Below are 16,587 nucleotides of genomic sequence, written 5' to 3' on the forward strand. Positions count from 1 at the left end.
ACGAGTCCTCTTCGCGCGTGCCGGCCTGGCGAAGAAAGCCGTTGAGCGTTGTCGGTCAGAAGCCGGTCAGATCACGGCCGCGGTCAGCCCCGGATCAGCGTGGCCAGGCCGCCGCGCGGTCCGGGGACCACAGGTCCGGGACCGTCCAGCCGTCCAGGTCGTACTCGCCGAGACACCGCTCTGCGAAGGCCTTGTAGGCGTCGATCTGCCCGGACGCGGTCTGGGCGTGCAGCAGCTCGACCCGGGTGTTCTCGTGGTTGCCGGCGTAGTTGCGTTCGTAGAGCTCGTGCCGCCCGCCGAACTCGGTACCGGTGGCGTCCCACAGCAGCTTCATCACCTTGACCCGCTGCTCAGCGGTCGAGCCGTCCGAGCCGCGCAGGAACCGGTCGAGGTAGGGCCGGATGTCGGGGTTGTGGAAGTCCTCGGCGCCGGAGTTCACGTAGATCAGCCCGCTGGCCACATCCTGTTGGATGATCTCCTTCACCCGCGGGTAGCCGACCTGCATGAACCACCGGTAGGCCATGCCGTACTGCGGGTTGGGCAGCAACGCGCCGTTCTTCCAGGCCACCGGGTTGCGGGCGGCGGCGTCCGACAGGCCCCAGAAGAGGTTGCGCCAGGCGAGCACCTCGCCCACCCGGCTCTGCACCCCGCGGAAGTCCTTGGTACCGGTCAGCTCGAGGGCCTTGACCAGCAGCCCGGCGATGAATTCGAGCTTGACCGCCAGCCGGGTGCAGCCGTGGAAGGTGAAGCGCTCGGCGAAGCCGGACTGCCCGGCGAACATCTGCACCTTGCCGAGATCGCCGTAGACGAACACGTTCTCCCACGGCACCAGCACCTTGTCGAGGATCAGGATGGTGTCGTTCTCGTCCAGCCGCGACGACAGCGGATAGTCGAACGGGCTGCCCATCGCTGCGGCGGTCGCGCCGTAGGACGGCCGGCAGACCAGCTTCACCCCGCTGGCGCCCATCGGCACGGTCGCGATCAGCGCGAATTCCTTCTTGCGGATCGGCAGTCCGAAGTGGGCGATGAAGTTGTAGTGGCTCAGCGCCGACCCGGTGGCCACCACCTTGGCCCCGCTGACGATCAGCCCGGCGTCGGTCTCGCGTTCCACCCGGATGTAGACGTCGGCGACCTGGTCCGGCGCCCGGTTACGGTCGACCGGCGGGTGCACGATGGCGTGGTTCCAGAAGAGCACCTTCTCCTGTGACTCGCGGTACCAGCGCTCGGCGTTGTCGCTGTACGGCGCGTAGAAGCCGGCGTTGGCCCCGAGCGTACCCAGGAACGACGCCTTGTAGTCGGGGCTGCGGCCCATCCAGCCGTAGCTCATCCGGGCCCAGGCCGCGATCGCCCGCTGGTCGGCGACCATGTCGTCGACGGTGTGCGGGGTCCGGTAGAACGGATGCGTGAACCCGCCTGAGCCGGTGTCGGTGGGCGCGGTCAGCACGTCGCGGTTCGCCGGGTCGTGCAGCGCGTCGTAGAGCCGGGCGGTCATCCGGACGGGATTGCGGAAGGCCGGGTGCGTGGTGACGTCCTTGACCCGCTCGCCGTAGAGGAAGATCTCCCGGTCGTCGCGCAGGCTCTCGACGTACTCGTCGCCGGTCAGCGGGCGGGTCACCTGATCTCGTCGCCGAGCCGCACCTGGGTGAACAGTCATGGCGTCAGCCTCACACCGCCGCCGACGGCGCCGCATCTCTGTCGATGCGCTCCGCGGCGGTACGACGCCGACCTGTGCGCGTGGGCGGCCGCCTCCGGCTACCGCCGTACCGATGAGGCCGTCCGCCTGGCGGATCCGCGGCGGCTGCTGGCGGCCCAGCTGGCCGAGTGCGCCGCGCCCACGTTCATCAGGGTGGCGCTGACCGAGCCGGACGGCGAGGTGCCGGGCCGGGTCGACCCTGACCTGGAGGCGCACGCCCAGCGCTTCCAGCAACACGTGCTGCTCACCTGACGCCGACGGCGACGGGTCCGGCTTACGATCCGCTTCCCGGGCCCGTCGCCGTGCCGCCGGCGCCTCAGGGGACGATCTCCATCTGCGCCATCATGCCGATGCTGGAGTGCTCCAGGAAGTGGCAGTGGTAGGCGTAGCGGCCCAGATAGCCGTCGAAGGTGGCCTGCACCCGCACCGAGGTCCCGGCCGGGACGACCACCGTGTCCTTGTCGCCGGCGTCGTCCGGGCTCATCGGCGCGCCGGTGCGGCTCAGCACCCGGAACTGGGCCAGATGCATGTGGAAGGTGTGCAGTAAGCCGAACTCGGTGTCGTCGTTGTAGATGGTCCAGATCTCGGTGCTGCCCCGCTTGATAGTGAAGTCGACGCGGTTCGGGTCGTACGCCTTGTCGTTGATCAGGCCGACCGGGTCCCCGGTGAAGTCGAACCTCATCCGCACGTCACGCTCGACGGTCGCCTGCGGCAGTATCGGCAGCGCACGCAACCGGGCCGGCACCCGGCTGGTGTCGGGAGCCGTCCACCCCACGTCGAAACGCAGCACCGGGCCCTTGTCCGCGTCGCGCAGGATCACCGACGAGCCCGACGGCAGGCCGGTGAAGTCGATCACCACGTCCACCCGCTCCGCGGAGCCGAAGGTCACCGCGGGTCGCGCCACCGGCGCGGGCAGCAGGCCGCCGTCGGTGCCGATCTGCCAGAGCTTGCCCTTGTCGATGCTCAGCGTGTAGACGCCCTCGTTGCTCGCGTTGAGCAGCCGGAAGCGGTACTTGCGCGCGCTGACCGGGAAGAACGGCGTCGGCTTGCCGTTGGCGAGCACCGTGGTGCGCTCGGCGGGGTTGTCGTAGACCAGCGCCCCGGTGTCGTCGAGCTTCACGTCCTTGAGCATGATCGGCACGTCGTAGTTGCCGGTCGGCAGCCGCAGTTGCTGCTCGGCCGGGTCATCGATCAGATAGAAGCCGTGCAGGCCGTAGTAGACGTGCTCGGCTTCCAGCCCGTGGGCGTGGTCGTGGTACCACAGCGTCGTGCCACGCTGGCCGTTCGGGTAGTGGTAGACGCGTGCGGCGCCCGGCTGGATCAGGTCCATCGGGTGCCCGTCGTCGGCCGCCGCCACGTGTCCACCGTGGAGGTGCACGTTGGTGGGCACGTCGAGCGAGTTGCGGAAGGTCACCTTGACCGGGCGCCCGGTGCGGCCGCGGATCGTCGGACCCACGAGACCGCCGCCATAGGTGAGCACGTCGGTGGTCAGCCCGGGCACCACCTCGACCTGGGCCCGCCGGACCTCTACCTCGTACTCGTCGCCGATCGTGCTCTGGCGCACCGGCGCGGCGATCGGCGGGATCGGCATCCGCACCTGGAACGGCGCGACGGTCAACGGCGCGACGCCGGCGCGGGCCGGCACCGGCCCGGCGTGCTGGTGCGCGAACCGGCCGGCGGCGGTGGGGGCGGTGGCGGACGTTTCGTTCGCCACGGCGCGCTGGGCGACGAACAACCCGCCGGCCACCGTTCCCCCCATGACCAGTAAGCCTCGTCGATTCACAGCACGGCTCCCATCAGCTGATGTCACCGGTACGCGCACGGCTCCGGCGGGGGACGGGCCGAGGTTATCGATGAGTGCCGCGCCGATCTTCTTCCAGGTTGCTCACCTCAATCCGCGACCGGCGTGACACTGACAGGTACGCCGTTGAAGACCGCGTTGCCCGACGGCACGTCCAGGGCTCCGCCACCGGTCAACTCGTTGACGTTGACCCCGGCGTGCGCGGCGGCCACCTTCTGCGCCGTGCCCCCGTGGCCCCAGCCGTGCGGCAGGCTCACCACGCCAGGCATAATCGTGTCGGTCGGCTCCAGCTCGACCTCCAGCTCACCGGAGGCGGAGCTGACGCGGGCCCGGTCACCGAGACCCAGTCGGGCCACGTCGTCGGGGTGGATCTGCAGGGTGCACCGGTTGCTGCCACCGACCAGCCGCGGCACGTTGTGCATCCAACTGTTGTTGGAGCGCAGGTGGCGACGCCCGATCAGCACCATCGGCGCCCGCGGGCGGCGCAACGCGTCGCGTAGCCGGGCGGTGTCCTCCACCAGCGGCTCCGGGGCCAGTTCGACCAGCCCGGACGGGGTACGCAGGATGTCGGCCAGCCGCGGCTCGAGCGGACCCAGGTCGATGCCGTGCGGCCGGTCCAGCAGGGCGTCCCGGTCGAGCCCGTACGGGCCCAGCTTCAACATCGCGTCGAGCAACAGGTCCGGACCGTCGTCGCCCTTCAGGGCGGCCCGCAGGGCGGCCGGGTCGGCGCCGGTCAGCGGCGTACCGGGGATGGTGACCGCCGCGCCGAGGATCGCGCTGAGCATCTGCTCGGGCAGACCGGCCGGGTCGGCGTCGGCCCCCAGGCCCAGGGCGATCATCGTGAGCCGTTCCAGGATCTCGGCCTCGGAACGCTGCCCGGGCGCCAGCGGCAGCACCGCCGGGGAGTAGCGGGCGTAGTTGCGCACCTGGATGGTCGAGATGAGGAAGTCGTAGTGGGGCATCTGTAGGATCCGCGGTGGCGGCAGGATCACGTCGGCGTGCCGGGTGGTCTCGTTGCAGTAGGGATCCACGGCGACCATGAAGTCGAGCCCGGCCAGCGCCCGGTCGAGGCGGGCGCCGTCCGGAGTGGACAGCACCGGGTTGCCCGCGACGACGACCAGGCCCTTGATCTGGCCGGCGCCCGGTTGCTCGATCTCGTCCACCATGGTGGCGGCCGGGAACTCGCCCAGCGTCTCGGGCAGCCCGCGCACCCGGCTGTGCCAGCGCCCGGAGACGTACGGCTCGGGGCTCTTGTGCACCTCGGCCGTGGCGGGCCGGGCGAACATCACCCCACCCGCCCGGTCGAAGTTGCCGGTCAGCACGTTCAGCACGTCGACCAGCCACTGCGCGAGCGTGCCGAACTCCGCGGTGCACGTGCCGATCCGGGCGTAGACGGCCGCCGCCGGGGCGGCGGCCAACTGCCGGGCGAGCCGGCGGATCACCGCCGCGTCGACCCCGCAGAACGGGGCCACCGCCTCGGGGGTGAACGAGGCCGCCAGCTCCCGCAGCCGGTCCAGGCCGGCGACCGGCACGTCGATCGCGGTGAGCTGCTCCTGCAGCAGGGTGTGCACCATCGCGAACAACAGCGCCGGGTCGGTGCCGGGCCGGACGAAGACGTGCTCGTCGGCGAGTTCCGCCGTACGGGTGCGGCGCGGGTCGATGACGACGACCCGGCCGCCGCGACGGCGCAGCTTCGTGAGCCGGCCGGCGAAGTCGGGTGCCACGCACAGCGACCCGTTGGACACGGCCGGGTTGGCGCCGATGATCAGCAGGTGCTCGGTCCGGTCGAGGTCGGGCACCGCCACCGCCCACGGGTCGCCCAGCATCAGACCGCCCGAGACGTGCTTGGGCATCTGGTCGACCGTGCTCGCGGAGAAGATGTTGCGGGTGCCCAGCGCGGCGCCCAGCGGTCCCCGGTAGAGGATTCCGGCCATCGTGTGGAAGGTCGGGTTGCCGAAGTAGAGCGCGAGCGCCTCGCGCCCGTGCTCGGCGACGACCCCGTCGATCCCCCGGGCCACGGCGGCGAAGGCCTCGTCCCAGTCGACCGGACGCCAGGACGATCCCTCGCGGATCATCGGGCCGGTGAGCCGGTCCGGATCCTCGTCCAGGCGGCCCAGACTGGCGCCCTTGGGGCACAGATAGCCCCGCGAGAACGGGTCGTCGGCGTCGCCGGTGACCGAGGTGACCCGGTCGTCGTCGTCGAGGGTCAGGCGCAGCGCGCACGAGGTCTCGCACAGCGGGCAGGTGCGGTACGCGGTGCGCTCGCCCATCACGGCTTCCCGATCGGCTGAACTGCCGAGAAGACGATCATGGCGAGTCCCTCCCTAGTTGAGGCTGATGCCGGCGTCGCGCAGAGCGTCGAGCAGCGTGCCGCGTTCCAGCGCGGCGGCCATCAGCTCCAGGTCGTCGGCCATGTAGCGGTCGTCGTCGAGGCTGGGCACCAGCGAACGCACGGTGTCGTAGACGACGCGGGCACCCGGGCTGAGCCCGTCGAGACGCCCGGAGACGTCCACCGCCTGCGCGGCGGCGAGGAACTCCAGCGCGAGGATGATGTTGTTGTTGCGCAGCACTCGCCGCGCGTTGCGGGTGGCGATCAGACCCATGCTGACGACATCCTGGTTGTCGCCGTTGGAGGGCACGCTCTGGGTGCTGGCCGGGGCGATCGTCCGGTGCTCGGCGACCAGTGCGGTGGCCGGATACTGCGCGCCGGCGAAGCCGCTGTGCAAGCCCGGCTCACCCTTGATCAGGAACTCCGGCAGGCCGTAGCTCAGGTGCCGGTTCAGCAGCCGGTTGCTGCGCCGCTCGGAGAGCACCCCGAGCTGGGTGAGCGCGATCGTCAGGAAGTCCATCACGAAGGCGACCGGCTGGCCGTGGAAGTTCGCGCCGTGGAAGATCTCCCGGCCGGTGAAGAACAACGGGTTGTCGTTGGCGGAGTTGAGCTCGATCTCGAGCTTGAGCTGGGCGTGGCTGAGGGTGTCGCGGACCGCGCCGATCACCTGCGGGATCGCCCGCAGCGAGTAGGCCTTCTGGAGGTAGACGTCGGAGCGGTGCACCCCGGAGCCGTTGCCGTTGGCCTTCTCCTTGCTGGCGGCCACCTGCCGGCGCAGGTCGGCATGCTCGACGGTCAGCCGGCTGCCGTGCATCAGCGCGCGCATGTTGGCGGCGCTGGCGATCTGCCCGGCGTGCGGACGGGCGATGTCGTGGCCCTCCGGCTGGAACGGGCTCATCGAGCCCTGCAGCGCCTCGATGACCAGCGCCGCGGCGATCTCGGCGTGCCGGGCCTGGGCGAGGGCGTGCGAGGCCACCAGGGCGCCGACGCCGGTCATCGCCGAGGTGCCGTTGATCAGTGCCAGGCCCTCCTTGAAGCGCAGCCGCAGCGGCTCGATGCCCAGCGCGCGCAGCACCGGCCCGGTCGGCACCTTCTGGCCGTCGCGCAGCAGGTAGCCCTCGCCGATCAGCGAGCTGGCGATGTGGGCCAGCGGGGCAAGGTCACCGCTGGCTCCCAGCGAGCCGATCTCGGGCACGGCCGGGGTGAGACCCTCGTTGAGGTAGAGGGCGAGCCGTTCCAGGACCAGCGGGCGAACGGCCGAGTGGCCCTTGGCCAGTGCGTTCAGCCGGGCGGCGACCACCGCCCGGGCTTCCGACTCGGAGAACAGGGGGCCGACGCCGGCGCTGTGGCTGCGTACCAGGTTGGTCTGCAGCTCGGTCTCCTTGGCCGTGTCGACGAGCATGTAGATCATTTCGCCGTAGCCGGTGGTCACCCCGTAGACCGGAATGTTCTGCCGTACGGTCTCCTCGAACTGCGCCCGGCTCGACGCGGCGCGTTCCAGCACCTGCGGGCCGAGCGCGACCCGCGCGTTGTCCTCGGCGATGCGGCGCACATCCGGCACGCCGAGCGTCTCGCCATCGACATCGACGCGGACACCGGTTCCGACCATGGTCATTTCCGCTCCCAGGTGGGTGTGACGAACAAAGGCCGCTGCCGTGCGGCTGGTTGCGAATCGATTCTCATCACCGCCGGACCGGCCGCTGCACCTTCGTGATTGCCCATCGCCGGAGGGCGCGGACGATCGCGCACGGCCAGAGATGACCAGCTGGGCGGGGCCATCGACATTGGACGCACGAGCGCGGATCCGGCCGGTGCCCCGACCGAGCCGGGGCCGGCTTTCCTGGGCGGGACGTCGATCGGGTCGCCGGCGGCCGGTTCCGCGAGCCGACACCGACATGCACATGGTCTTCGCGACCCGGCAGGACCGACCCGGCACCGTTCCGGCCTCAGGTCGGCACTCGTGGAGATGCGACCGCCGACGGGGCCACCCGAGCATGAATTCCGACGTAGCGCCCAGTGCCGACCGGAAATGGCGAGGCTGATGCGGGGAGCACCCGAAAGCTCACGATCACCCATCGGCGCGGCCCGACAGCACCCCAGACCGCCTGTTGAGAGGACGCACATGATCCACATGTTTCAGCCGAGCGTCGGCGCCGAGGAGCTCGAGGCCGTCGGCAAGGTGTTCGACAGCAACTGGCTGGGATACGGGCAACAGACCAAGGCGTTCGAGAAGGACTTCGCCGACCACCTCGGCGTACCGCCCGAGACGCTGCTCTTCGTCAATTCCGCCACCTCCGGTCTGGGCCTCGCGATGGAACTGCTGAATCTCGGCCCCGGTGACGACGTCGTCCTGCCCGCGGTGAGCTTCGTGTCCAACGCCAGCACCGTCGCCGCCACCGGTGCCCGTCCCGTCTTCTGCGACGTCGACTCCCACACCCTGAACCCTTCGGTCGCCGACATCGCTGCTGTCCTGACACCGCAGACCAAGGCGGTGACGGTGTTGCACTACGGCGGCCTGCCGGGCGACGTCATCGCCATCGCCGCACTGTGCCGGGAGCGCGGGATCACGTTGATCGAGGATGCCGCCTGCTCGGTGGCCTCGACCGTGAACGGCAGGGCCTGTGGGACCTTCGGTGACATCGGCATCTGGAGCTTCGACTCCCGCAAGATCATCACCACTGGGGACGGCGGCATGATCTACGTACGGGACGCCGAGCTGGCCCGTAGGGCACACCGGCTCGCCTACCACGGCATGGAGGACCGCGGCGCCTTCGCCGCCGCGGCGAAAGAGCCACGCCGCTGGTGGGACCAGCAGATCCACGAGATCGGCCGGCGGCTGATCGGCAACGACGTCACCGCCGCCATGGGCCGCGTCCAGCTTCGCCGGCTGCCCGACTTCGTCAAGCGGCGCGGAGCCGTCATGGCCGAGTATGACTGGTTGCTGGCTGACGCCACGGACATCCAGCGCCCCCCGCGGCCGCCCGCCGGCCACGTCTCCACCAACTACTTCTACTGGGTGCAGCTGGACCCGGAGATCCGCGACGAGGTGGCGGAAGACCTGCTGCGGCGGGGCATCTACACCACGTTCCGCTATCCGCCGCTGCACCGCGTTCCGCTCTACGGATCGGAGGCCGACCTGCCGGGTACCGACGCGGCCGCGGCCAGCACCCTGCTGCTCCCCCTGCACCAGGCGCTCACCGACGCTGAGGTGCAGCGAGTGGCCCGCGAACTCCTCGCCGCCGTCGACGCGCGCACGCGCCGGCGGGCCGCCTGAGCACGCCGTCCTGCCACAGCCCGCTCGTGAACCGGGACGGTCACGCCCGCGACGCGGAGGCTTCGGACGCGGCACCCGCTACCTAGGAGGCTCCCATGCGAATCCTCTTCCTGACCTGTGCGAGCAGGACCCATCTGTACGCGATGGCGCCGTTGGCCTGGGCGCTGCAGACGGCCGGACATCACGTACGGGTCGCCAGTCAACCCGACCCGTCGGGACTGACCGTCGAGGACGTCGCCCACACCGGCCTCACCGCCGTCTCCATCGGCGACGAGATCGACGTGAGTGCGATGATGGCCGACGCGGTGGCCGCGACGACCCCGCAGGCGGCGATCGACAGCCCGTACGAGCAGCAGCGCAAATCGGTGCAGGACGACTACGTCGCAGCGGATCCGCACCACGAACTCGACCTGCTGGCCCGCTACCATTTCACCGGCTTCAACCCGGACTCGGTGATCGACGGCGCGGTGCGCTTCGCGCGCACCTGGAAGCCGGATCTGGTGATCTGGGACGGAATGACCATGGCCTTCTCCGGTCCGGTGGCCGCACAGGCCAGCGGCGCCGCGCACGCCCGTCTCCTGATCAGTACGGATGCGCTGGTGCAACTGCGTACGGCGGCCCGGGAGAAGAACCCCGACCGCGATCCGATCCGGGATTCCCTGCAGCCGATACTCGACCGGTTCAGCCTCGACTTCGACGAGGAGATGGTGCTGGGCCAGTGGACCATCAACGCCATGCCGCCGTGGACCTGGCAACCGCCCGGCATGGACTACCTCATGATGCGCCCGATTCCGTTCAACGGCCCCTCGGTGGTGCCGGAGTGGCTGCAGGAGGAGCCTGAGCGTAGGCGAGTCTGCCTGACCCTCGGCCTGTCGTTCCGGGAGCTGAGCGCCGGTGCGTCGATCACTGAACTGATCGAGGCGGTCGCCGGGCTGGACGTCGAGGTGGTGCTCACCCTCAGCAAGGAGCAGCTGGCGTCGCTGCCGAGCGTGCCGGAGAATGTTCGTCCGGTCCACTTCGTTCCGATGACCGCGCTGCTCCCCACCTGTTCGGCCATCGTCCATCACGGCGGCCTCGGCACGTTCACCACGGCGCTCGAACACGGGGTGCCGCAGCTCCTGGTGCCCGGGAAGTTCGGGAATGACAAGTTCTGGGGCCCGGTCGCAGTCGCCAACGGGCTGGAGGAGCAGGGCGCGGGCGCGTATGTGAGCGATCCGGGCCGGCTGACCGCGGCGGGACTGCGCGGCCACCTCCTGCGGGTGCTCAACGATCCGGCGTTCGCCAGGAACGCCGCCCGGCTGAGCGCGGAGGCCGCCGAGCTGCCCACACCGAATGACATCGTCCCCGACCTCGAAAAGCTGACCCTCGAACGTCGCGGGCACCGCCCTTGACGGGCCGGGTCATCGGCTCGACCACCGCCTGATCGCGTCACCGTCGCCGGCCTGCCGTCTCGACCGGGCGGCAGGCCGACCCGACCACGATCATGCGGGCACGTCGCGCCCGGTCCGGCCACCGCCGGAAACCCAGCTTCGTGAGCTGACCTGTATGGAGATGCGGTGCGGATACGCAAGCTTTCCGTCGAAGGTGCCGTCGAATTCACGCCCACGGCTCTGCACGACGACCGGGGCCTCTTCGTCTCCCCCTTTCAGGAGACGCCGTTCCGAAAGGCGACCGGCCGGCCGCTCTTCAACGTGGCGCAGACCAATCACAGCAGGTCCCGCCGGGGCGTGGTACGCGGTGTGCATTTCACGGCGACCCCACCCGGCTGCGCCAAGTACGTGTACTGCGCCCAGGGCGCGGCGCTGGACATCGTCGTGGACATTCGGGTCGGCTCACCGACATTCGGCAACTGGGACGCCGTCCGGGTCGATCCCCAGAGCTTTCGTTCTGTCTATTTCCCGGTCGGCGTCGGACACGCGTTCATTGCGCTGGAGAACGACACGGTGATGTGCTACATGATCTCCGGGGAGTATGTTCCGGAGAACGAGCATGCGCTCCACCCACTGGACCCGGACCTCGACCTGCCGCTGCCGAAGGACATCCCGCTGATCATCTCCGAGCGGGACCAGGTGGCGCTGACTCTGGCCGAGGCCGAGAAGCAGGGACTGCTTCCGCGGTACGAGAGGTGCCGGGAAGCGGAGGCGACGTTGTGGCGCTGACGTCACCATTCGCCGGGGTCGTGAGGCGCCGCTCCGCCAACCGCCGGCCCGGCATTTCTTCGCGATTGCCAGGCACGCAATCCAGGAGATGACCACGCCCGCACTCGTGGCCAGAATTAGACCAGATCATCGGCTCGAATTGCCCCGCACGACGTCGTACCGGCGCTGAGGATCGCCCGCCCGGACACCACGCGGCGGGGCGTCGCCGCTCGACTCCGCCGGCAGCTCGGAATTGAACTCGAATGGCAACCAAGTGGGAGGCATCGTGACCATCACCGGCGACCTGGCCATCACCGAGTGCACCGAGTGCAGAATTTGCGGAAACCGCGCGCTGGTGCCGATTCTCGATCTGGGAAACCAGGCGCTGACCGGGATCTTTCCTCGACCCGGCGAGGTCGTGCCGACCGCTCCGCTGGAACTCGTCAAGTGCGGCCCGGGTGGCTGTGGCCTCGTGCAACTGCGGCACACCGCCGATCTCTCGCTCATGTTCGGCGTCCACTACGGATACCGTTCGAGCATCCGCCCCTTCATGATCAATCACCTGCACCGGAAGGTCGCGCAGCTCACCGGCATGGTCGGCCTGGACCGCACCGACCTGGTCCTCGACATCGGCAGCAACGACGCCACCCTGCTGCGGGGCTACCCGGCCGACGGCCTCACCCGGGTGGGCATCGATCCCACGGGTGAGAAGTGGCGGGAGTACTACCCCGACGATATCGACCTGATCCCGGACTTCTTCTCGAAGACGGCGTTCGCGGAACGGTACGGTGACCGCAAGGCCAAGATCGTCACGTCGATCGCGATGTTCTACGACCTGCCCGACCCGGTCGGGTTCATGGCCGACGTTCGCGACATCCTCACCGACGACGGGGTGTGGATGATCGAGATGAGCTATGCGGTCCCCCTGCTCGAGATCCCCGCCTACGACGCGATATGCCACGAGCACCTCGAGTACTACAGCCTGCGCCAGATCGAGTGGATGGCCGAACGCGTCGGGTTCACCGTGTCGACGGCCGAAATCACCGACGTCAACGGCGGCAGCCTCTGCGTCACCCTGGTCAAGGACCCGACCAAGCACAAGATCGACACCGCCCAGGTTAACCGGATCCGCCGGCGGGAGGCCGAACTCGGACTCGACAGCATGGCGCCGTACGAGACCTTCGCCCGCCGCGTCCGCGACCACCGCGACAAGCTGCGCGCATTCCTCGACGAGTCGCGGGCGGCGGGCAAGCTGACCCTGGGGTACGGGGCGTCGACCAAGGGCAACGTGATCCTCCAGTACTGCGGGATCGGCGCCGAAGACCTGCCGTGCGTCGGCGAGGTCAGCTCGGAGAAGCACGGGTGCCTCACTCCCGGGTCCGGTATCCCCATCGTCTCCGAGGAGGACGCCAAGGCGCGCCGGCCCGACCAGTTGCTGGTGCTCCCCTGGGTCCACCGCGGGGGGTTCATCGAGCGGGAGCAGGAGTTCCTGGCACGCGGCGGCAGGTTGGTCTTCCCGCTGCCGGCCATCTCCGCGGTCTGACCCGGCTCGCTCGCCCTGCCCGCCCGGAGGAGAGAACCCATGCCACCCTCGGTGAGCCGCGCTGACGACTTCCTGCTGTCGGCCCTGACGGAGAGCAGCCCGGAGACGCCTGATCCCGACACCTTTCTCAAGGAACGGTTCGCGGCCTCTTCCTACAAGGTGCAGGAAGTGCCGTTGGAGACCCTCCCCGAGTGGCGGATCGACGACCGTCTCATCCACTCCTCGGGCCGCTTCTTCACGATCGAAGGCCTGTCCGTACGGACGAACTTCGGTCCGACATCCCAATGGAGTCAGCCGATCATCGTGCAGCCCGAGATCGGAATCCTGGGGATCCTGGTCAAACGGATCAACGGCGTATACCACTTCCTGATGCAGGTGAAGATGGAGCCGGGCAACACCAGGCTGGTCCAGTACGCGGCGACGGTGCAGGCTACGCCGAGCAACTATCAGCGCGTCCACGGCGGGCGGTCCACTCCGTACCTGGAATACTTCCTCCGGCCCACCCGCGGGCGCATCCTGGTGGACCGGCTGCTCTCCGAGCATGCGTCCTGGTACCTCTACAAGCGAAATCGCAACATGATCGTGGAGATACCGCCGGATGAGGAAGTCCTGATGAGGGAGGACTTCGCCTGGCTCACCCTGGGCCAACTGCGGCGCCAGCTCGCGCGCGGAAACGTGAACATGAACGCCCGTACGGTGCTGGGCTGCATCTCCTACGGGGCGGCCGGCGGCGGGCTGGTCGACGACCGCACCGCCGACGAGTTTCAGGCTCGGGTCATCGCGTCGCACAGCCTGGCCCGATCGGACGCCGACCTGTCCGCCGCGATGACCTGGCTCATCGACCAGAAGGAACTCTTCACGCTGGACGTGCGGCGGGTCGGCCTGTCGGAGCTGGACGGCTGGATTGCCGACGGAGACAGCATCAGGCACCACGACGCCGCCTACTTCCGGATAATCGGACTCTCCGTGGAGGCGACGAGCCGGGAGGTCGGCAGGTGGTGGCAGCCGATGCTCGAACCCGTTCCCGGCAACCTGGTGGCCTTCGTCTGCCAACGCCGTTCGGGAGTGCTCCAGTTTCTGGTCCAGGCGATGGTGCAGCCGGGCCTCACGGACCGGCTCGAACTCGCCGCCACGATTCAACTCGCACCGGGCTATTGCCGCGGGCCGCAGGATCTTCCACCGCTCGTGGAATACCTCACCGCACCCGCGTCGCAGGTGCGGATGGAGTCGCTGCAATCAGAGGATGGCGGCCGATTCCACCGGGCGGACACGAAGCACCTGGTGATCGAACTTCCCGAGGATCATCCCGTTGACGCGCCGGAGAACTATCGGTGGATGACGCTCGGTCTGCTCAACCGGCTGGTGCACGACGGCTACTACGTCAACGTCGAGGCACGAAGCCTGATGGCCTGCCTCCTCTGACCACCCGTCCCGCCACGACCACACCGCCAGTTCTGGCGCGGCGATCCGGAGCGACCCATGGAACTTCTTCTGATCGGCATGTCGAGATTCGCCCGGCGCCGCGTGCTACCGGCCGCGTCCGCCATGAACGAGATCGAGGCGATCAACATCGCCAGCTCGCACGCCGACCCCGCGACCGTCGGCCCGCTACCGAAGCTGGGACAGATCTACGCCGACTGGCGTGCCGCGCTGCAGGCGAATGCGCCCGGTCTCGTCTACGTCTCGCTGGTGAACAGCGAGCATGCGCAGGCCGTTCGGTATGCGATAGAGCAGGGTCACCACGTGGTCGTGGACAAGCCGGCGTTCCTGACCCTCGACACGGCCGAGGAGATGGTGTCGCTGGCTCGATCGTCCTCCCGCGTGCTCGCGGAGGCGACGTGCTATTCGTTCCATCCGATGTTCGCCGAGGTCAGGTCGATCGTCGACGGCCTCGACACGGATGTCACCAAGGTCGTCGCCGTGTTCACCCCGCCCGTGCCGGCAGACGACTTCCGGCACGACCGTGGCAGAGGTGGCGGCGCCCTGCTCGACACCGGCCCCTACCTGGCGTCCCTGGGGAGAGTTCTGTGGGGCGCGGAACCGGAGCAGGTGCAGGCCATTGTGGGCGATCGCACCGCGGACGGCCTGGAAACGTCCTACAGCGTCCTGGCGGGTTATCCGGGCGGCAAGACGATCGTCGGGCAGTTCGGGTTCACCACCACCTATCGAAACTCCCTGCTGTTGCTGGGACGACAGCTGTCCGTCGACCTCGAACGCCCCTTCTCGGCTCTGCCGGACATGACCGTCGGCATCCAGATCGAATCTCATGGCCAAAGGCACGTACGACACGTGGGCCCGGCCGACAGCATGCGGATCTTCCTCTCCAGCGTCGTCGACGCGGTGCACGACAACTCGAGGGCGTTCGATGCTCCGTTGCTGAGCGATGCCCGTACCCTCGACCGTCTCGTCCGAGCCGCATCAAACGGCCAGGAGGATGGTCCGGTGGTGGTGCTGGGCTGACCTAGCGTGCACGCGACGGCGCTGGTATCGGACCCCCACCTTCAGGCCCGGTTTTGCGGAGTCCGCCCAGCCGATCCTGGCGGACCTGGTCCGCGCCGGCGCCGCGCTGGGCTGGGTCGAACCACCGTCACGCGCCAACGTGGCGGAGCTTCTCGGCCACGTCGTCCGGGCGGTACGGGCCGGGGACGGGTCGCTGCGTGCCGCGTACCTCGACCATCGGCTCGTCGGGCTGGGCTACTGGCTGCGCTGTGCCCGACCGACTCACCGACCGCACGCCGACCTGGAGAGGATCGCGGTGGATGGCGCCGCCCAGGGGCGTGGCGTCGGTCCGGCAACGGCTGACGCCGCGGACGCCCGAACGGTGCTGAGCGTCAGAGCCGGGACGCGACGTGGGGGCTCCGCGCCGGATCTCACTTACGCACTCCGACGAATATTCCCGGGCTGGTGGGCCGCCCGTCCCCCAGTCTCAACGGGGGCGTCAGTTCCACCGTGCAGCCGGCGTCCCGGAACGCCGCCTCGTACTGTTCGCGACTGAACAGACCTACGGAGAGAACGTCGGTAAATCCCTTGATGCCGGTGCGGTCCGCGACAACGCAATGAATCTCGATGCGGCTTCTGTTCCCCTGCTTCGTCGAGTGGCTTATCCGCGACACCACGCGCCCGCTCTCCTCGGCCAGGTGGCTGCCGATGTAACCGTCGATGAAATTCTCCGGAAACCACCACGGTTCGATCACCAGGACTCCGCCCGTGACAAGGTGCTCCGCCATGCGGCCGATCGTGGTCACCAGCTCATCGGCGGACTTCACCTCGGCCACGGCGTTACCGATACAGGTCACGGCGTCGAAGGTGCGGCCGAGATCGAAATCAAGCATGTTGCCCGGGTGTACGGTGGCCTGCGGCAGTCTCCTTCTCGCCACCTCCCGCATCGCCGACGTGAGTTCGAGTCCCTCCACGTGGTCGAAGAGGCTCGCGAAGGCCGCCAGATGGGCACCAGTGCCGCAGGCCACGTCCAGCAGGGTCTTCGCCTCGGGAAACCGGGCCCGAATCAGGCGGGCATGCTGCTCCGCCTCGGCCCCGAAGTCCTTACCCCGGCTACGGAAAACGAGGTCGTAGAGTTCAGCGTGATCCGGTCCGTATTCCATCAGTCTCTCCTTGCCACGCCGGGACGACCGGCTCATCAGTTCTGGATTCGAGCAGGCAAGCAGCCGTCAACATTCGCGGTCACGCTCTGCGGCGTCCGCCGAGTTCGGCGCGCCGGCAGGCGACTGCCGTTTCCGTCAGGGGATCGATCCGGTTCTGCCGTCAGGTTCGGCCATGATGCCAGCGTCCCGTCGCCTGGCCGACGGCGC

General features: G+C 69.0%; 12 protein-coding genes. 7 read left to right on the forward strand and 5 right to left on the reverse strand.

The genetic code is table 11. The features are described 5' to 3' along the window. Positions 1-94: 94 nt before the first annotated feature. Positions 95-1,654 (reverse strand): 4-hydroxyphenylacetate 3-hydroxylase family protein, encoded by a 1,560-nt coding sequence (locus tag ACFYM6_RS26755; protein WP_387279831.1) that lies wholly within the window; start codon positions 1,652-1,654, stop codon positions 95-97. Here ACFYM6_RS26755 and ACFYM6_RS26760 point away from each other — a divergent pair. Continuing rightward, positions 1,643-1,945 (forward strand): hypothetical protein, encoded by a 303-nt coding sequence (locus ACFYM6_RS26760; RefSeq protein ID WP_387279833.1) that lies wholly within the window; start codon positions 1,643-1,645, stop codon positions 1,943-1,945. The genes ACFYM6_RS26755 and ACFYM6_RS26760 overlap by 12 nt on opposite strands. A gap of 64 nt (positions 1,946-2,009) precedes the next feature. On the opposite strand, the gene ACFYM6_RS26765 is transcribed toward ACFYM6_RS26760, so the two are convergent. The 3 genes from ACFYM6_RS26765 to cmdF form a co-directional block, all read right to left on the reverse strand. Continuing rightward, positions 2,010-3,452 (reverse strand): multicopper oxidase family protein, encoded by a 1,443-nt coding sequence (locus ACFYM6_RS26765; protein WP_387279834.1) that lies wholly within the window; start codon positions 3,450-3,452, stop codon positions 2,010-2,012. 131 nt (positions 3,453-3,583) lie between these two features. Then, entirely contained in the window at positions 3,584-5,764 is a 2,181-nt protein-coding gene (locus ACFYM6_RS26770; protein WP_387279836.1) for a molybdopterin oxidoreductase family protein, read from the reverse strand. Positions 5,765-5,818: 54 nt separating this feature from the next. Continuing rightward, positions 5,819-7,438 carry a tyrosine 2,3-aminomutase gene (cmdF, locus tag ACFYM6_RS26775; RefSeq protein ID WP_387279838.1) on the reverse strand — a complete coding sequence of 540 codons (1,620 nt, stop codon included), beginning with the start codon at positions 7,436-7,438 and terminating at the stop codon, positions 5,819-5,821. Positions 7,439-7,945: 507 nt separating this feature from the next. On the opposite strand from cmdF, the gene ACFYM6_RS26780 reads away from it, so the two are divergent. The 6 genes from ACFYM6_RS26780 to ACFYM6_RS26805 all read left to right on the forward strand — a co-directional run bounded on the left by ACFYM6_RS26780 (position 7,946) and on the right by ACFYM6_RS26805 (position 15,238). Next, a complete protein-coding gene (locus ACFYM6_RS26780) occupies positions 7,946-9,097 on the forward strand; it encodes a DegT/DnrJ/EryC1/StrS family aminotransferase (RefSeq protein WP_387279840.1) in 1,152 nt (383 codons plus the stop codon). Between the two features lie 95 nt (positions 9,098-9,192). After that, positions 9,193-10,488: an activator-dependent family glycosyltransferase gene (locus ACFYM6_RS26785; protein WP_387279842.1), complete on the forward strand. Its 1,296-nt coding sequence runs from the start codon at positions 9,193-9,195 to the stop codon at positions 10,486-10,488. 165 nt (positions 10,489-10,653) lie between these two features. After that, positions 10,654-11,256, forward strand: coding sequence for a dTDP-4-dehydrorhamnose 3,5-epimerase family protein (locus tag ACFYM6_RS26790; protein WP_387279843.1), 603 nt, complete (start codon positions 10,654-10,656; stop codon positions 11,254-11,256). A 265-nt stretch (positions 11,257-11,521) separates the two neighbouring features. Then, positions 11,522-12,778, forward strand: a complete 1,257-nt coding sequence (locus tag ACFYM6_RS26795; RefSeq protein WP_387279845.1) for a class I SAM-dependent methyltransferase — start codon at positions 11,522-11,524, stop codon at positions 12,776-12,778. Positions 12,779-12,817: 39 nt separating this feature from the next. Then, positions 12,818-14,200, forward strand: coding sequence for an NDP-hexose 2,3-dehydratase family protein (locus ACFYM6_RS26800; protein WP_387279847.1), 1,383 nt, complete (start codon positions 12,818-12,820; stop codon positions 14,198-14,200). Positions 14,201-14,257: 57 nt separating this feature from the next. Continuing rightward, entirely contained in the window at positions 14,258-15,238 is a 981-nt protein-coding gene (locus tag ACFYM6_RS26805; protein WP_387279849.1) for a Gfo/Idh/MocA family protein, read from the forward strand. Between the two features lie 410 nt (positions 15,239-15,648). On the opposite strand, the gene ACFYM6_RS26810 is transcribed toward ACFYM6_RS26805, so the two are convergent. Beyond that, positions 15,649-16,380, reverse strand: coding sequence for a class I SAM-dependent methyltransferase (locus ACFYM6_RS26810; RefSeq protein WP_387279851.1), 732 nt, complete (start codon positions 16,378-16,380; stop codon positions 15,649-15,651). Between the last annotated feature and the right edge of the window lie 207 nt (positions 16,381-16,587).

The organism is Micromonospora sp. NPDC006431 (assembly GCF_042870725.1).
In the GTDB taxonomy this organism is placed as follows: Bacteria; Actinomycetota; Actinomycetes; order Mycobacteriales; family Micromonosporaceae; genus Micromonospora.